Origin of the sequence: Ciceribacter azotifigens, assembly GCF_048159625.1 — a bacterium.
GTDB classification, from domain to species: domain Bacteria; phylum Pseudomonadota; class Alphaproteobacteria; order Rhizobiales; family Rhizobiaceae; genus Allorhizobium; species Allorhizobium azotifigens.
In genome coordinates this window covers 1-16,241 of the sequence record NZ_JBLQTA010000022.1, presented here as the reverse complement: position 1 = coordinate 16,241, position 16,241 = coordinate 1, and the positions used below count along the sequence as shown (strand labels likewise).

17 protein-coding genes are annotated in these 16,241 nt (G+C 59.6%); 2 read left to right on the top strand and 15 right to left on the bottom strand.

Translation table 11 applies throughout. From position 1 onward, the window contains the following. Positions 1-189: 189 nt before the first annotated feature. Positions 190-1,281: a nucleotidyltransferase family protein gene (locus ACM6UT_RS21375; protein WP_416799345.1), complete on the bottom strand. Its 1,092-nt coding sequence runs from the start codon at positions 1,279-1,281 to the stop codon at positions 190-192. Between the two features lie 112 nt (positions 1,282-1,393). Between ACM6UT_RS21375 and ACM6UT_RS21370 the strand changes: the two genes are divergently transcribed. Further along, a complete protein-coding gene (locus ACM6UT_RS21370) occupies positions 1,394-1,501 on the top strand; it encodes a hypothetical protein (protein ID WP_416799344.1) in 108 nt (35 codons plus the stop codon). Here the strand turns inward: ACM6UT_RS21370 and ACM6UT_RS21365 are convergent. From ACM6UT_RS21365 to ACM6UT_RS21325, 9 genes are all read right to left on the bottom strand, one after another. Next, complete coding sequence (locus ACM6UT_RS21365) at positions 1,493-2,629, bottom strand: capsular polysaccharide export protein, LipB/KpsS family (protein ID WP_416799343.1); 1,137 nt, start codon at positions 2,627-2,629, stop codon at positions 1,493-1,495. The genes ACM6UT_RS21370 and ACM6UT_RS21365 overlap by 9 nt on opposite strands. A gap of 109 nt (positions 2,630-2,738) precedes the next feature. Then, positions 2,739-4,067, bottom strand: coding sequence for a KpsE/RkpR family capsule polysaccharide export protein (locus ACM6UT_RS21360; RefSeq protein WP_416799342.1), 1,329 nt, complete (start codon positions 4,065-4,067; stop codon positions 2,739-2,741). A 2-nt stretch (positions 4,068-4,069) separates the two neighbouring features. After that, a complete protein-coding gene (locus tag ACM6UT_RS21355) occupies positions 4,070-4,729 on the bottom strand; it encodes an ABC transporter ATP-binding protein (RefSeq protein ID WP_416799341.1) in 660 nt (219 codons plus the stop codon). Next, positions 4,726-5,496 carry an ABC transporter permease gene (locus ACM6UT_RS21350; protein WP_416799340.1) on the bottom strand — a complete coding sequence of 257 codons (771 nt, stop codon included), beginning with the start codon at positions 5,494-5,496 and terminating at the stop codon, positions 4,726-4,728. The genes ACM6UT_RS21355 and ACM6UT_RS21350 overlap by 4 nt, the downstream gene beginning before the upstream one ends. A 276-nt stretch (positions 5,497-5,772) precedes the next feature. Further along, a complete protein-coding gene (locus ACM6UT_RS21345; RefSeq protein ID WP_416799339.1) occupies positions 5,773-6,885 on the bottom strand; it encodes an ABC transporter permease in 1,113 nt (370 codons plus the stop codon). Between the two features lies 1 nt (position 6,886). Continuing rightward, positions 6,887-8,032 carry an ABC transporter permease gene (locus ACM6UT_RS21340; protein WP_416799338.1) on the bottom strand — a complete coding sequence of 382 codons (1,146 nt, stop codon included), beginning with the start codon at positions 8,030-8,032 and terminating at the stop codon, positions 6,887-6,889. Next, positions 8,029-9,753, bottom strand: coding sequence for an ATP-binding cassette domain-containing protein (locus ACM6UT_RS21335; RefSeq protein ID WP_416799337.1), 1,725 nt, complete (start codon positions 9,751-9,753; stop codon positions 8,029-8,031). Before ACM6UT_RS21335 ends, ACM6UT_RS21340 begins: the two co-directional genes overlap by 4 nt. 4 nt (positions 9,754-9,757) lie before the next feature. Beyond that, positions 9,758-10,774: a secretion protein HlyD gene (gene hlyD / locus ACM6UT_RS21330; RefSeq protein WP_416799336.1), complete on the bottom strand. Its 1,017-nt coding sequence runs from the start codon at positions 10,772-10,774 to the stop codon at positions 9,758-9,760. Next, positions 10,771-11,472, bottom strand: a complete 702-nt coding sequence (locus ACM6UT_RS21325; RefSeq protein WP_416799335.1) for a CerR family C-terminal domain-containing protein — start codon at positions 11,470-11,472, stop codon at positions 10,771-10,773. The genes hlyD and ACM6UT_RS21325 overlap by 4 nt, the downstream gene beginning before the upstream one ends. Before the next feature lie 131 nt (positions 11,473-11,603). Here ACM6UT_RS21325 and ACM6UT_RS21320 point away from each other — a divergent pair, with 131 nt between their 5' ends. Beyond that, positions 11,604-11,840: a type II toxin-antitoxin system CcdA family antitoxin gene (locus ACM6UT_RS21320; RefSeq protein WP_416799334.1), complete on the top strand. Its 237-nt coding sequence runs from the start codon at positions 11,604-11,606 to the stop codon at positions 11,838-11,840. Between the two features lie 145 nt (positions 11,841-11,985). On the opposite strand, the gene ACM6UT_RS21315 is transcribed toward ACM6UT_RS21320, so the two are convergent. From ACM6UT_RS21315 to ACM6UT_RS21295, 5 genes are all read right to left on the bottom strand, one after another. Next, complete coding sequence (locus tag ACM6UT_RS21315) at positions 11,986-12,699, bottom strand: FkbM family methyltransferase (RefSeq protein ID WP_416799333.1); 714 nt, start codon at positions 12,697-12,699, stop codon at positions 11,986-11,988. Positions 12,700-12,747: 48 nt separating this feature from the next. Next, positions 12,748-14,688, bottom strand: coding sequence for an acyltransferase family protein (locus ACM6UT_RS21310; protein WP_416799332.1), 1,941 nt, complete (start codon positions 14,686-14,688; stop codon positions 12,748-12,750). Between the two features lie 82 nt (positions 14,689-14,770). Beyond that, positions 14,771-15,736 carry a hypothetical protein gene (locus ACM6UT_RS21305; protein ID WP_416799331.1) on the bottom strand — a complete coding sequence of 322 codons (966 nt, stop codon included), beginning with the start codon at positions 15,734-15,736 and terminating at the stop codon, positions 14,771-14,773. After that, entirely contained in the window at positions 15,733-15,933 is a 201-nt protein-coding gene (locus ACM6UT_RS21300; protein WP_416799330.1) for a hypothetical protein, read from the bottom strand. The genes ACM6UT_RS21305 and ACM6UT_RS21300 overlap by 4 nt, the downstream gene beginning before the upstream one ends. 102 nt (positions 15,934-16,035) lie before the next feature. Continuing rightward, a partial coding sequence (locus ACM6UT_RS21295) for a WGR domain-containing protein (RefSeq protein ID WP_416799329.1) occupies positions 16,036-16,241 on the bottom strand: 206 nt, incomplete at its 5' end.

Genomic DNA, 16,241 nt, shown 5'->3' with positions numbered 1-16,241 from the left:
ATTTCGTGGCACGTATTTCTGTTCTGACAGCTTTCTGGATTATGATTCTTCTGACGTATCTAATTGATTGGCGCATTTGTGCACTGTCACTTCCGGTTGCGCCGAGTTCGTATTTAAGAAAACTGGGTTCCGCCGCCGCTTTGGTAAATTTTTGTTCCGCCTATCGCGGACATTTCCCAAATAGGGCCACTAAACAGCCGCTAGTTTAGCAACTTCACTACGAGCGCGTTGGAGATCCGCCACTTGGCCGATATCGCACCAATATTCCCGTAGAGGAAACACAGCCGCAGCGCCCGGGTCCTTCTGCGTCAGTCGATCAAAAAGGGACGGCATGTCAAAATAGCCCTTTTCCGGCAGCAATTGCAGCAATGAGGAATTCAGAACGTAAATGCCGCTGTTGACGAAGTGGCGGTGCATAGGTTTTTCCTGAATGCCGACGAGACGCCCGCCGATCTGCTCGACCACGCCGTATGGCACTTGGACTGTGTACTCTCGCAAGCACATTGTCGCGTCCGCACCGGATTCCAGATGATAGTCCGCAATCGCTGCGAAATTCGCTGCCGTCAACAGGTCGCCGTTCATGACGAAGAATGGCCCCTCTGCTTCCTTCGGCAGCAGGCGAAGACTGCCTGCCGTGCCTAGGCGCTCAGTTTCCTCCAAATAGTGAATTTCTGCTCCGAACGCCTCTCCATCGCCGAAATGATCCTTGATGACGTGAGCGAGATAGTTGACTGATATGTAGAACCGCTTGAAGCCTTGGTCGACGAAGCGTCTGATGATGTGCTCGAGTATCGGACGACCCCCGACGTCAATCATGGGTTTTGGTACAGTGTCAGTAATAGGCCGTAGTCGTGTGCCGAGACCACCGGCCATGAGCACGACAGGGAAGTTGCGGTTCAGTTCCCCCTCTACGAGATCCTCGGTCCGATACAACCCGATGACGCGCCCTTGACCGTCGACTGCCGGAACCCGCGTAATGCCGTGGTGTCCGAGCAAAATCTGCGCAAGTTCATCATGTGTCGGCGGATACTTACAGACGACCGGCGTTCGGTTTAAAACCTCGCTCAAGGGGCAGGTTAGGGCGAGGCCGCGAAGAATAGACCTACGAACGTCTCCATCGGTGACGACCCCCAGTAGCCTTCTGTCAGGATCGACTGCGAGCGCGATCTGCTGGGTGCCAGCGTCTATCGCCCGGATCGCATCCAAGACCGTTGCCTCACCACCAACAAGGCACGCTTCAACCGAATGAATCGGCGGTACGAGGTGACGGATTTCAGACATGTCTATCCTCTCGTGACGTTAGGTTTGGCATTTCCGCTGAAGAGACGCTCTTCGTATCGTCGCTTGTCCAAGTCAACAAGCGTATATCCGATCCGCACGGCGAGACTCCCCTGTGGCGTACGCCAAAGCTCGTTCTATTCACAATCAGAAGTCGTTTCTTTTTCGTGGAGTCAGCCTCTGGATAGGTCTAATAATCCGTTTTTCGAGCGCGTCAAGATAATCTGTTGGAGCCTACGTACCGCTTGCCTACTGAACTGGGGAAATGGTCCGTTTCCGTGTTGGTGCTCCCGGGGGAACGCATCTCGCCTAGCAATTGCAGCGCTCCCTCCACCTCTATTCGAACCCCGGTACGGACATCGAAGTACCGCGGATATAGGATGTATGCCGCCGCGAAAATCTCCAAGGGTGAGCGGCGAGCAGTCCGCCGAGGTATGGCCTGGCGGTCGTCGGTTGCACCCCAGCCAGCGTAGAATGGCGCGCCTAAGCAGGTGACCTTGATTCCTCGGATCAGGGCTTCGAAACCTGATAGCGAGGTCATCGTATATACGTGGTCGATGGTTTGGAGTGTGTCCGATAATGCAATATCTTGTTCTAGCACCTGACAGATATCGCGGACGTCATCGGGGTTCGATTGCGGTGGCTCGCGGCGTGTCCCATAGAGAACTTCGGGGTGAGGCTTGTATATTACCTGTGCCCCTGGATTCTCGCGAACTGCGATTCTGACCAGCGCATTGTTATCGATGGCCCGATCAAGCCCCTTGATCAGGGACATGTCTCCTTCGACCTGTCCAAGGACCAGTATCCTCTTGACGTTCTTCGGACCGTAGATGTCGTCAACGTTCGCTTGCGGTGAAGTATTGTATTTGCTTAAACGGTGAGCGATCAATTGGCCTAGGCACCGCTGGGCTCTATCCTTCAAGGCGCTGTCCGCGCCGAAATTGTAGTTCTGGATGATGTTTTCCAAGTCAGAGGGCCGAGACGGGTCGAAATAGATGCCGGTTCGGTCGAAGCACAGCGATAGTGGGGTGCTTCCGGTCCGACCGAGCGCTATTGATCGAACGAAGCCGTCCTCTACACGAATAAATGGAACCCCAAGCCTCAAGCAGAATATTTCGAGAAAAGCAGGGTGCTTGAAACCCCACACATATACTTCGGATTTATTTCGAAATAGCAGAATAATGAAGAGCGCGAAAGCGACAGCGATCAGGTTGTTATCGAATCTGTAGATGCTGCGATTATCAAGCCAGTGCCTGAGGCGGCTTCGCCAAGGCCGAAAGCCGAAAACGAAGGCAATTCTCTCTGCGCGACGACTTTCGCCTCTCTTCGTTCCTGCAATAGAAAGAGTCAATCACGCTCTCCGTACGCTCACTCAGCCAACGCTAGCACATTATCTTTCGGCGCGCAGCACCATCCAAACTCCCGAGCTATCGGGTTGTATCTCGGGACAGTTTCGGCTCTCAATTTCTGTCCCTGATATTGTAGTAACCCATGACCGCTACGCCCCAAGCGAACAGCCCCGCAAGGAACACCAGGACGACATTCAGGATCCTTGTGGGATACTGTGCGAGCTGCGACAAGGTCGGCTCGATGAACACGGCGAGATAACGCTGCTTCGACGTTGCTTCCAGTCTCGCCTTCTCAAGGCCAGCAAGCGATGCCGTATAGGCACGCTCCGCGAACTCGCGATCCGTCTCCAATGTTTCGTATTGCTGTATTCGTCCTGCTACATCAGAAGGCGGGTCCACGCTGTTGCGGGCCTGCTTCGTAACCATGCCGCTGCCGAACCGCTGCTTCTCGCGCGCAATCTGGTCCTCCAGGCTCCTTATCTGGGACCGGATCACGCGGATACGCGGCGTATCACCGGCCATCTGGGTCAAGGCAGTGGAGAGCTCGGTCTTCAGCGCGACGAGTTCCTTTTCCAACCCCGCAACGAGTTCCATCGCGAGTTTGGCGCCTTCTACCGGGTCGGCTTCTTGCGATGAGTCTCGATACAGCCTCAGCGCGTTTCGTGCACGAGACAGCCTTTCTTCTGCTGTCTGGAGCTCGCCCTCGGCCATCTTGACGACTTCGTCGCGTGCCGAAAGCGACAAATCGTTTATGAGTTTCTCGCTTTGACCGATGACGAACGCCGAAATATTCTGCGAGTCCTCCGGCGTGAACGCCCTGACCTGGAGGTTGATAATACCGGAAGCCACGTCGAAGTTCACGCGGACCATGTCTCGCCAATAGTTGAGCTTCTCTTCTATGGGAAGATCTTCGCCAATCCCGTAGAAATAGTCCATTCCGCGCGGCGCATACACTGTTTCGAGGCTAAAGGCGTCATCGACGGCTCGGACCATGCGTTCACTTAATATATAGTCGAGCAGCATGTAAGAGTCGGCGGCAGTGCTGCTGCCGGCGCCCTGCGAAAACATTCCGAGCAGGTCGAGCGGTTGTACCGAAGTCATGCTTCGAACAGAAAAGGAAGCGGAACTGTGATACTGGTCAGCGGCAATGAACGCCATGTATAGCGATGCGATGGTCGCGGGTGTGGTGACGAGCGCTACGAAACTTCCCGCAATGACAAAATGTCGGAGACGCAGTTTGTGGAGCTTGCCAAGTACCAGCTTCTTCTTCTTCGCGCGTGGCGCGGCTTTATCGAAAGAGGGATCGTCGGGCCGCGAGTAGACCTTCAAAAATCTCTCGGGTAGAAAAGGACTCTTCGATTTCGGCGACTTCTGAGGCGTAACCACACGAAGGCTGGCGGTTGCCTCTCCGGTCTTCTTGCTCTGGGTCGGGTCAGCCACGTCTATCGCCTTTTCATATTGTTCTCGTGAACGGTTATCGCATCCTCGAGATTGTCATAATAGGTGAGTTTTCCGCCTTCGAGAACTATTCCCGATTGGCAGTAGTCCCGCAGCGTCGATGAGCTGTGTGAAACCATGATCACGTCGGAATCGGAAAGGCGACCCTTGAAGACCTCTTGCGATTTCAGCTTGAAGTTCGTGTCTCCGACAGCCGTAATCTCGTCAACAAGATAGTAATCGAACTTGATCCCCATGCTGACGCCGAAAGCAAGTCGTGCTTTCATACCCGATGAGTATGTACGTACCGGCGCATGGTAGAATGCGCCAAGTTCGGCGAAGTCCGCGACATATTCGACCAGTTCCTTGGTGTCGACTCCATATATCCTGGCCACGAATCGAACATTCTGTTCCCCAGTTAGGCTGCCTTGAAAGCTGCCCTGGAAACCCAGCGGCCAGGACACCTTGCCGCGGCGAATGACGCGGCCCTTGTCCAGTTCCAGCGTGCCGGCGATGATTTGAAGGAGTGTCGACTTTCCGGCGCCGTTGCGTCCTAGGAGACCGACACTTTTTCCGCGTGGAATCATGAAGGAGACATCATCGATGATCGCCTTTGACACGCCCTTCATGCGAACGGTTTTCGTCGCGCGTTCCAGCTTTATCATCTTCCTCTCAACACGCCTCTTGAGCTGGTGAAGACAAAGAGTCCGAAAAACAGGAACGTGAACGCCACCCCGTACATGTATACGCCATTATATCCGATCGCTCGATATTCTGGATAGAATCCTCTCCGAAACAACATTACCGCATGGACGAGCGGGTTCATCAGAATGACCTCTCGCGCGGGGTGCGGCAACATATGCGGCAGATAGAAGACCCCCGACAGCATAAACAGCGGCCGAGTTATGATATCGTAAAACTTCTCATAGAGCGGGTACTTGGCGAAAAGTATGTTGTTCGCCAGCCCGTTACCAAGAGCGATCAGGCTCGCGGCAAACGCGGCCTCGATGATGAATGACCATTGGATATCCAAGGGCGATTTCAGCTCGAGACTCAGGACTGAGAACACGCAGAAGCCGACAACGGCCGTTGTTCCAAATTGCAGGACGTATCGTGCGAGCACCGTATCGATGGGTGCTACGTTAGGATAGCTCAAGAGGGCGCGATTGGCGCTCACCGCGCCATTTAGATAGCCCGCCATGCTCTGATAAAACTGGAAGGCGATATAGCCGGTGGCAAAAAAGAGGGGGAAGTTTGTTCCCAACGGCGGCGCATGCGCGATGGCCATGAATATCAACGACAGGAACGCGATGTGGGCGGCCGGATCCAGAAAAGCCCAGATATATCCGCCTGGCTTTGTCCCAAAACGGGTCGACATCTCGCGGATCACGAGCGCGGCGACAACACGTAGGTGGGTAGCAAGATAGTACACGTGCCCTCGTCAAGCTGCTGGTGGACGACCTCAATAGCTCTTTTAGCAGCTTTCGTGTCAAAAATAAGCACCGTTCAGCATCATCGCCGCGGCAGCGCACCAAGCGGTTCGCAGGTGTTGGGCATGCAGGCGATGAGCGACAGCGTTCAGTGAGTGAGTGTCTCGTCCGATCGCCGGTGAAAGTCAAGAGATCGTGCATCCATTTCGCAGAGGGTTGTTATGGGGGCACAACGCAGGATCGCGTTGGCATCCGCCATCGACTGCACCTGATCCACTCTACTCCAGCCGCCTCCGGAAGAGCCAGGCAGCAGCGGTGAGTGTCGTGCAGGCGATCGCGAGGAGGGGGAGGGTGTTGCGCACGACCTCGCCGAAGGGAATATCCTTGAGGAAGACGCCGCGGACGACGACGAGGAAATAGCGGACGGGATTAAAGGCCGTCACCGGCTGCAGCCAGTCCGGCATGTTCTCGATCGGGGTCGCGAAGCCGGAAAGAAGGATCGCAGGCACGATGAACAGGAAGGCGCCGAGGATCGCCTGTTGCTGCGTCATCGAGATCGCCGAGATGAAGAGGCCGATGCCGACCACCGAAAGCAGGTAGAAGAAGGCGGCGCCGTAGAGATAGAGAAGCGAGCCTTCAAGCGGCACGTGGAAGAAGAAGACGGCCGCGAGCACGTAGACGGTGGTGTGGAAGGCTCCGATCAGCATCGGCGGGATGACCTTGCCGGTAAGGATCTCGTGGGTCCTGAGCGGCGAGACCATCAACTGGTCGAAGGTGCCGAGTTCACGTTCCCGGGCAATCGACAGCGCGGTCACGACGATCCCCATCAGCATCGCGATCACGGCAATCAGATTGGGCACCATGAACCATTGATAGGTGAGGTTCGCGTTGAACCAGTTACGCGGCACGACTTCGACCGCCCGCGCTTTCGGCCGGCCTCCCGCCGGGATGTCTGCGGAGAGCGCAGCCACGATTTCGCCGAGATAGCCGGCGACGATTTGCGCGGCGTTCGAGCGGCGCCCGTCGAGGATGATCTGCAGGTCGGCGGGCCTGCCGCTCTCGATGTCGCGCGAGAAGGTCGGGCCGACGACGACCGCGGCAATCGCCTGCTGCCGGTCGATGCCTTCCCTGATCTCGGCCGGCGTCTTGACGCGGATGATCTCGCGGAAGGAGGGGGTGGCGTCAATCCGCTGCACGAGTTCGTAACCCCATCGTCCGGCATCCCGGTTGAGCAACAGGACGTCGACATTGCGGACTTCCAGCGTCGCCGCATAGGAGAAGACGAAGAGCTGGATGATTGGCGGACCGATCACAATCGCCCGGCCCTTGGGGTCGCGCAGCACCGCAAGCAGTTCCTTGACGATCAGGGCCTTCAGCCGGAGCCACCACATGTCAGGAGATCCTCTTGCGGGTGCTGCGGGCGGCAAGCGCGAGCAGGACGGCTCCGATGAAGAGCATGATCGCCATCGAACGCAGGAACATTGGCCAGATGTCGCCAGCGAGAAAGACGCTCTCCAGACACGGGATAAGGTAGCGAGCCGGCACGATCGCGGTGATGAGGCGGATCGGCGCCGGCATGGAATCGATCTCGAACAGAAAGCCCGACAGGAGGAAGGCCGGCAGGAAGGCGGAAAGCAGGGCGAGCTGCGAGGCGAGGAACTGGTTCTTGGTGGCTGCGGAAATGAGGAGTCCCTGGCCGAGCGCGGGCACGAGGAAACTCGCCGACAGCGCGTAGAGCGCCAGCAATGATCCGCGGAAGGGCACGCCGAAGAGGAGCACCGCGACGGCGACGCAGAGGCTCATCGCCACCAGACCCAGGAGGAAATAGGGAACGACCTTGCCAACGAGCAGTTCCAGCGCGCCGACCGGCGTCGCCATCACCGCTTCCATGGTCCCGCGTTCCCATTCGCGGGCGACGACGAGCGAGGTCAGAAGCGTGCCGACCAACGTCATGACGATCGCCACCGAGCCGGGGACGAGGAAGTAGCGGCTGCTGAGCTCCGGGTTGAACCAGAAGCGCTGTTCGACGGTGATCTTCGGCGGGGGAAGCGCCGTCTCGGCCGAGCGGATCGCGGCCCAGGTGGCGACCACGCCCTTGGCATAGTTCTGCACGAAGTTCGCGGTGTTGGGGTCGGTGCCGTCGACGATCACCTGTATCCGGGGACTGCCGCCACTTGCCGCGTCGAGCGCGAAGGTCGAGGGGATCACAAGAATGCCGCGCATCTTGCCGAGCACCAGGTCCTCCTCGAAGGCGCGGCGGTCGCGGCCGATCATTGCATCGAAATAGCGCGAGGCGCGGAAGCTCGCGGCGAGGTCGTCGGCAAGCGGCGTCGAGGCCTCGACCACCACGCCGACGCGGGTGCGGGTCGCGTCGAGTGACACACCGTAGCCGAAGATGAAGAGCAGCACGAGCGGCAGCACGAAAGCGATCAGGATGCTGCTCGGATCGCGGACGATCTGGTAGGTCTCCTTGCGCATCAGCGCGAGGAAGCGGCGGCGCCGGCCGGTAGCAGCGGAGGGGACAGGGAGATCCGTCATGCCGCGTCCTCCAGGTCCGAATTGCGCACCAGCGTGACGAAGGCATCCTCCATCGTCGGGTCGGGATTGTCGGTGCTCGCCACGCGCGCCTTGAGCTCGTCCGGCGAGCCGAGCGCGATCGAGCGGCCGCGATAGATGAGCGAGATCCGGTCGCAATACTCGGCCTCCTCCATGAAATGCGTGGTCACCAGAACGGTGACGCCCTTTTCGACGAGGCCGTTGATATGGGCCCAGAATTCGCGCCGGGTAATCGGGTCGACGCCGGAGGTCGGCTCGTCGAGGAAAAGAGCCTGCGGCTCGTGGAGCGCCGCGCAGGCGAGCGCCAGCCGCTGCTTGAGGCCGAGCGGCAGGTCCTTCGCCGACATCTTCAGATAGCTGCCGAAATCGAAAATCTCCGTCATCAGCGAGATGCGCTCGCGCCGCCCGTTCTTGCCGAGGCCGTAGACGCCGGCGAAGAAATCGAGGTTCTGCGCGACGCTCAGATCGCCGTAGAGCGAGAATTTCTGGGCCATGTAGCCGAGCCGGTTGCGGGCTTCGGCCGTGTCGCGGCGGAGGTCGAAGCCTGCGACACGGCCGTCCCCGCTCGTCGGCCTGAGGAGGCCGCAGAGCATCTTGAAGGTGGTCGACTTGCCGGCGCCGTTCGGCCCGAGCAGCCCGAAGATCTGCCCACGGGGGATGGCAAAGCTGATGTCCTCGGCGGCGGTGAAATCGCCGAAGCGCTTGGTGAGCCCGCGCGCCTCGATGACCGGCTGGCCGTCGTCGGCGGGAAGGGGTGTCGTCGCCTCTGCGAGCTTCGAGCGACCGTCAGGCCCGCCGCCGAGAAGGTCGACGAAGGCGTCCTCGAAACGTGGTTCTGCCGGCCGGAGGCGGGCGCCCGGGCCGGCGATCTCTGCGACGGCGGGCACCGCATCACTTGCCAGAACGAGGCGGATCGCCTCACCCTGGATGACGCCATCGACCGTGCCCGGCTGCTGCAGGACATTCGTCAGCACCTGACGGCGACGCCCGTCGATGTCGAGAATCTTGTAGACGCGCCCGGCGACGCGACCGGTCAGCTCGGAAGGCGCGCCGCTGAAGAGCAGTCTGCCGCCGTTCAAGAGGAGGACGCGGTCGCAGGCCTCCGCCTCGTCGAGATAGGCGGTCGACCAGACGACCCCGATCCCTTCCTTCGTCAGGTCCTCGACCATCGCCCAGAGTTCGCGCCGCGAAATCGGATCGACGCCGACACCCGGTTCGTCGAGCAGCAGTAGCCGCGGCTTCTTCAGCAGCGCGCAGGCGAGCCCGAGCTTCTGCTTCATGCCGCCCGAGAGCTTGCCGGCGAGCCGCCCGGTGAAGCGCTTGAGGTCGGTGAAGGTCAGAAGCTCGTCGAAGGCGGCCGGCCGCTCGTCGCGCGGCAATCCGCGGAGATCGGCATAAAGGTCGAGGTTCTCCTGAACGGAGAGGTCTTCGTAGAGCCCGAAGCGTTGTGGCATGTAGCCGATCAGGTTCTGGATGAGCTGCGGCGAGCGGGCGGTATCGATGCCGAGCACCTCGACGCGACCTATGTCCGGCAGCATCAGCCCGGTCATCAGCCGGATCAAGGTGGTCTTGCCGGCGCCGTCAGGGCCCACGAGCCCGGTGATCTCGCCGCCGCCGATCTCGCCGCTCACGCCATCAAGGGCGGGCGCCCCCTTGCCGAAGCGCCGCGTGACGGCCTCGAAGCGGGCGAGCGTCTCACCCATCGTCTTACTCCGCCGGTGCGGGAGACGGGATGCGGACGGTGACCGGCATGCCCTGCCGGAGACCGGGATCGGCGTCGTCGATGATCACCCGGAGCCGGTAGACGAGGTCGGTCCTGAGTTCCGGCGTCTCGACTGACTTCGGCGTGAATTCGGCAACCGGCGAGATGAAGCCGATGCGGCCGCGATAGGGCTTCTCCGGCGCGCTGTCGGAATGGACCGAGACCTGCATTCCCGGACGGATCATCCCGAGCGTTGGTTCGGCGATATAGGTCCGGACCCAGACCGGCTCGGCGAGCGAGAGCACGTAGACGGTGTCGCTCGGCGAGATGATCGATCCCGGCTCCCGGACACGGGAGAGCACGATCGCGTCTGCCGGAGCCTTGAGTTCGGTATCGGCAAGCGCGGTGCGCGCACCGGCAAGGCTCGCCTCGGCACCCTCGAGATTGGCGCGGGCGGCGGCAATATCTTCGGGACGGGAGCCCTCTTCGAGAAGCCGCAGCGATTCCCGTGCGGAGGTGAGGCGGGCCGTTGCCGCGGCACGGTTTGCCGCCGCCTGGTCGAGATCGGCCTGCGAGATCGCGTCCGACGGCCGCAACTGGCGGGCGCGGTCGAAAGCCTGTTGGGCGAGCTGCAATTCGGCGGTTCGTTCCTCATGCACCGCCCGAGTCTGATCGACTTCGGCGGGCCGCGGACCGGCGACAAACTTGTCGAGTGCGGCTTTCAGTCCCGCGACCTGCGCCTCGGCGGCATGCATGGAATCCTCGTAGGGGCCGGCGTCGAGGGTGGCGAGTGTCTGGCCGCGATGGACGGCGTCGCCTTCCTCCACCTTCATGCCGGCAATGCGGCCACTGACGCGGAAGCCGAGCTGTACCTGGCGAATGTCGACATTCCCGTAAAGCGTCAGATCGCTTGCCGTCGTGCTTTCCCATCCGAGCCTGGCCGGAAGGTCCGTCCATAAGGCTCCGGCGAGGCCCGCGCCAAGGACGAGCAGCAGGGCGGGAACGACGACTGTTCTCTTCATGATTTTTCCCCTTCCCGGGCGACACTGGCGGCCAGTTCCCGTGCCAGTTCCTGGACAGCGTCAGTCTCGTGAGTTCCGAAATTCTTCCAGCCGAGATGGGCCTCTACCGCACCTTGCGCGACGCGGAGGATCAGCAGTCCACCGACGAGTGACAGGGTCCTGAGCCGCACGTGTTCGGATGCCGTATCCTCGCCGAGCAGGCGGGCGACGAGCCTGCCGACCACCTGGAGGATGGGCCTCATCGCGTTCGTATAGACCCGCTCGAAGGCTTCGGTCGGAGCCATCTGCTCGCGGACCATGAAGCGCACCCAGGCTTCCGCCTCGCGGCTGGTGAAGAGCCTCCCCACTGAGGCCAGGATGTCGGCGAGCATGGCCCGCGTCTCTTCCTTCGAGGGAAGGGTGCCCGAACCATCGGACACCGCGAGGCGGACCTCTAGGCTCTCGCGGACCGTTCCGACGTGGGTCGCCACGGATTGCGCAATGTGGTCTGCGGCTGCGAGATAGAGGCCTTCCTTGCCGCCGAAATAATAGCCGATCGCCTGAAGATTGACGCCCGCCGCTTCGGCGAGCGAACGCGTGGTCGTCGCGTCGAAACCGTTGCGGCCGAAGACGTCGATCGCAGCCGTCAGCAGGCGGTCGCGTGTCGCATCTCCGCGCTCGGGGCGCTTGTCTCGGGGGGAGGGGCTCGACGTCTTCATGGCACACAATTAAATCAAACGAATGAATTAGTCAAGATGGGAGTATTGGGCAAGATGCCATACAGCCCCACAGTGTACTTGCGCGAAAGGCACATGCGCGTGCATCATTCGTAATCAAAGGGGGTGAGCGAATGTCGCCAGATCTCACGTACAAGACATCGGCTGCTATCTCGCCGAAACATGCTTCTGTGGACGAAGCGAAATCACTCGAACCGCGCCTCTCACACGCTGGGGACGCCTGCACGCGGCAGGCGAAAGTCGAGTCGATTGCCGACCGGTGGCGACGGGAAAACGCCAAAGCGATCGCCAGTTCAAACGTCTGGGCGGATCAAGAGGGTCTGCCGCTGGAGCGGTATCGGCAGTTCTGACGGCTTGCCTTTATGCCCGGTCAAAAGCGAGCGCGCCGCCGCGTGCTCAGCCGCGGAACGGCCCACCCGGGCGCACAGCGTTCTTCCTGCTGCGCATCCTGCTCATCAGCGCTGCGGCAGGTTCCTCAGGCGGCCGAGACGGTGATCAACGCTTGAACATTGGAGCGATGCGCTTGAGCAACGACTGGCGCTTTGCTCTAATGTTCTGTGTTGCGACCTTGTCTGAAATAAAGACCGCATCCGCGCGCCGCGCCACGGGTTTTCCATTCTTCTCCCAGGCCTGGTTATAGAGCCGGAAGAGCCAATAACCGTGACCGCCCGCGAAATCCTGGATGGCGTGGAGGGGAACGTGCTTGTTGTTCTGTGGGCCCATCCCCACCTCGACCTGAAAAACGTCGATGCGCTGCTCGCCGAGCGCTTTCTCAAAGCCCTTGAGGGTCTCCAGGTCGAAGCCTTCCGTGTCGATCTTCATGAACGATACGCGATCGATGCCAAGCTCAGCCAGGACAGAATCTCCGTCGCGGACGGTTACGGTCTCGACCGGAACATCCGCGGCTTCGCCCAAGTCGCTAACGATACGGTTGCCGGTTGCCGTCCCTCGCGCGGTAATCAGCGCTGATGTCGTGGATGAGCCAAGTGCAAAGTGATGGCAAGTAATTCTCGCATTTCCTTGAAATCGCTGGCAAAGGTGCTCGTACGTCGCGCTGACCGGCTCAAACGCATGGATGCGCACATGCGGAAACTCACCCAGAGTCTCGTCTACAGTGTCGCCGACATTCGCGCCGATATCGAAGACCGTTTTCAACTCGAGCTTCGGCAAGATCTCGGCAAAGTCTCGGAATTTCTCATTGCTGCCCATGTTCGCAGATCCTGATTTGAGCCCCTAATCGCGTTCGCTACGCTGTTATCACCTAACGAGAGGTGGAGCGACGGAAACTTGTCTTTCACTTGTAGCGCCTTCGATCGTCGTTGAAAGCCGATCTGCGAGACTGCGTGCCGCGGCAAGGCTGATATGGTCCTTGTTGAAGTAGAGTGCGCCGCGGGCCTCACTGTATGCATGACACATCACCGCATCGCAAAGTTCCGAAGCCGGATCGAAAACGGTCGTGTTCGGGTATTTCGAGGCCAGTCCCAGCATGAAGTCGCGAATGGAGGAAATGGCCTGCTCATGGGTGTCACGCGGCATTCCGACCGTGGCCGGATCAAGTCCCATGGCGCTGTATATGCCAAGCCGATCCGGAATATCGATGTCATAAGTTGGAATTGGTACGACGAGCACCACAGCCTTATGTGCGTCCGCGAGCGCGCGCACCGTCTTTTCGTAGCCTTCCAGAAGCAAAGCTCGATCCCCGTATTTTGGGTTCTGAAGATATGCGGACAAGACGACGGTACGGATGCTCTCTGTGGCGACGACTGTCTTCAAGGACGCGGCATTATGCTGAGCGCAAAGAGGGCGACCCGGCTGTTCGTACCCTAGGACCGGCGGACAGGCCGACAATGTGATCTGGACGACGCCGTGATGAGGCCTCTTTTCACGTTCTCCCAATGCATAGGCCAGTTCCACGCCGTGACTGTCTCCCCAGACCGCAGTCTCGGGCGGGAGATCACCGAAGACGCAGTTATCCTCCTGCCTCAACGGGCGCCGCGACGAGGCGTGGCATCGCGCCCGCTCGGGGCTGATGTCCTTCGAGGATGCAAACAAGGCGTTGGCCTCTGGTGAGAACCTGCCGGGGACGCCATCGGCTTGCCGTATCGCGAGAGACAGGATTGCCATTGCCAAAAACGATGCGCCTGCGAGCCGGAACACCGGCAAAAGGTTTGCTGTCGGTTTCAGAAACGGCTGCTCGACCCACCGGTAGGAGATATAGCTCGCAACGATCGTCATCAGGACCGCGCTCCCCGCCACCTCCAGGGGAAGGTCAAGTCCCCAGAACGTCCTCGCAAAGGCGAGGAAAGGCCAGTGCCAGAGATACATGGAGTATGAGACGTTTCCGACCGACACGAGCACCGGGTTCGACAGGATTCGTGAGACGATCGGTCGATGGGTTGCTCCCGCGACAAGAATGGCGGCGGTTCCGATACAGGGCATCGCAGCCGAAAGTCCGGGAAAGGATGCGCTGTCGCTGATAATCAAGAGTGAGGCAGCGACCAGGGTTCCGCCCGCTGCAGAGACAAGATCCGCGGCCCGAGCGGTCAGAACCGTCCTCGAGGTTAGAAGGGCCGCGAAGCAGCCGATGAAGAGTTCGAATGCTCGCGAGGGAGAGGCAAAATAGCTCCAGTCCGGGTCATATCGCACGAGAGCTTCAGAAAGGGCCAGTCCCGCCAGCGTGAGTGCCAAAAGCGAGCGCAGACGTGTGCTCTCACCACGCTTGAGAACAGCGATCAGAAGGATGGGATACCAGAGATAGAACTGCTCCTCCACCGAGAGCGACCAGGTATGGAGAAGCGGTTGCGTCTCTGCTGCAGCGTCGAAGTATCCGACATTGTTTGCGAAATAGAAGTTTGAAACGAAGGCAAATGCAGGAAGGACCGACCGGGCGAGATGCAGATAACCACCAGGCGACAACAGAAAATAGCCAGCGCAGAGTGTGCAAAAGACCACAAGCGTCAAAGCCGGCAGCAGTCGTCGCGCCCTCCTCCGATAAAAATCGAGAAACGAGAATTTGTCATCTCTGTGCGCTGAACGGATGACGTTGGTAATCAGAAAGCCTGAGATGACGAAGAAGATGTCGACCCCGATGAAACCTCCCGGCAGGGGGCCTCGGGGAAAGGCGTGGAAGCAGATGACTGCCAGCACGGCAACGGCGCGCAGACCCTGAATGTCGGACCGCCTTGTGATCACCGGCATCGCCCCCGTGGCGTCATACCTGGCTCAGGTAAATTAAGCTGCATATCGTTTGCACAGGCAGTCGCAACCTTGTCGTGTCTACTCATTCCACCGGTACCGGAACCTTCTTCAATCCGTAGACCCGTATGCGCGCGCCCTTGTGATCCTTTGTCAGGCGACGCATGAGATACATGGAGACGCGACCTGCCGCATGCTGGAACAATGGGCTCCGGTAACGTCGTGCGACGTCCGCATAGTTTTCACGTTGTTCGACAAAGCTCGAAGATGGATGGGTCAACTCGAAGACCGCTTCGTCATGGGCAGCAGCCAGTCTTGGAGCGACCGTGGGCCAGAAGGTCGGATCTCGATAGTGCAGGATGCGTATTTTGTCGGGTGTCCGCTTCATCTGGGCCAGGTCGACGATCTTGAAAGGCGTCGCGTTCCACATGGGGGGCAAAGCCAGAAAGCGCGTTTCGCGTGCTTCCAGCAGTGCCTTGAGAAAGGAGGGCTGGTCGCGGGGGTGGCCGCCTTCGAGAAAGTTGCGATGCCATCGATCGAACAAATCGATCGCGCCGGCACTTCTCCTGAAGAACACGACGCCGGTATTGACCTCACTCATCGACAGATCAAGGATGCTTCGGCCCGTTTCCAGAACCACATTGGCCTTGGTCTCGAAGGGCAGATTTCGTGCTGCGACGTCAAAGTTCTCAAGGAGCGACAGAACAGGGTTGAGAGGCGCTAGAACCTCGACGTCACAATCGAGGAATGCGTTCCAGTCGCCCTCCGCTCGATGGATGATGCTCGTCTTGATCCACCTGTTTGTATCCGTCTCACAGTCCACAGCCTCGACGGAGTCAAAAACTGCCTGATCCTGGCGAAGGATACGACGGATCGGAAGGTTAGTGATCAGCTTCAGGTGCGCATTTGTTCCCGAAGCGCGCAAACTGCGCGCGGCGTTCAAGGCCATCACAACATAGGGATAGCCCATCGCGAGAAAGATCACCTGCGCGTTGCCATCTGGCCGAGACTGTCCGGAACCGATGTCGTCGGGCGGTCTAACAACACTCATGGAAGAACCTCTATTCCTGCCTGCTTCATCAGGGAGGTCAGACGTTTGATCGTAGCCTCCTGTTCTTCGATTTCGCTCATCAGCTCCTCGATCGCGGTCTTCGCTCGAAAGGCTATGTGTGCAACCGGGCCCGTTTCGTCGGCATAGCCGATGATCAGGTCTTCTAAGGCTGCAACAACCTCCGAACTCTCATGCATCTATACGGATCCTTATCGCTCGCTGCAGTATAGCGTCAATCTGTCGCCGAATCAGGATGAATACGGGAGAAACCGTGTGCAACCGCCATTCTATACTTCGTTCTAAATAAGATTGCACCCCACCGGAAGCGGGTCGACATAGCCGCGGCGGCGTTTGACGCGTTCGAGGCGGCGATAGGCGCGGTGTGCGTCGTCAGGCCGGTCGTAGGTCTCGATCTTGACCTGTCCGGCCGTGCCGATCCGGCCCCAGTTGCGGACGAGGGAGACGCCGCCGAAGAGGGTCGGCTGGATCGAAAGCAGGTAGAAGC

Coding starts and splice junctions, on each gene's coding strand:
- ACM6UT_RS21375 (WP_416799345.1), bottom strand. CDS start 1,281: ATGTCTGAAATCCGTCACCTCGTACCGCCGATTCATTCGGTTGAAGCG.
- ACM6UT_RS21355 (WP_416799341.1), bottom strand. CDS start 4,729: ATGATAAAGCTGGAACGCGCGACGAAAACCGTTCGCATGAAGGGCGTG.
- ACM6UT_RS21300 (WP_416799330.1), bottom strand. CDS start 15,933: ATGCATGAGAGTTCGGAGGTTGTTGCAGCCTTAGAAGACCTGATCATC.
- ACM6UT_RS21310 (WP_416799332.1), bottom strand. CDS start 14,688: ATGCCGGTGATCACAAGGCGGTCCGACATTCAGGGTCTGCGCGCCGTT.
- ACM6UT_RS21345 (WP_416799339.1), bottom strand. CDS start 6,885: ATGTGGTGGCTCCGGCTGAAGGCCCTGATCGTCAAGGAACTGCTTGCG.
- ACM6UT_RS21340 (WP_416799338.1), bottom strand. CDS start 8,032: ATGACGGATCTCCCTGTCCCCTCCGCTGCTACCGGCCGGCGCCGCCGC.
- ACM6UT_RS21315 (WP_416799333.1), bottom strand. CDS start 12,699: ATGGGCAGCAATGAGAAATTCCGAGACTTTGCCGAGATCTTGCCGAAG.
- ACM6UT_RS21325 (WP_416799335.1), bottom strand. CDS start 11,472: ATGAAGACGTCGAGCCCCTCCCCCCGAGACAAGCGCCCCGAGCGCGGA.
- ACM6UT_RS21320 (WP_416799334.1), top strand. CDS start 11,604: ATGTCGCCAGATCTCACGTACAAGACATCGGCTGCTATCTCGCCGAAA.
- hlyD (WP_416799336.1), bottom strand. CDS start 10,774: ATGAAGAGAACAGTCGTCGTTCCCGCCCTGCTGCTCGTCCTTGGCGCG.
- ACM6UT_RS21305 (WP_416799331.1), bottom strand. CDS start 15,736: ATGAGTGTTGTTAGACCGCCCGACGACATCGGTTCCGGACAGTCTCGG.
- ACM6UT_RS21335 (WP_416799337.1), bottom strand. CDS start 9,753: ATGGGTGAGACGCTCGCCCGCTTCGAGGCCGTCACGCGGCGCTTCGGC.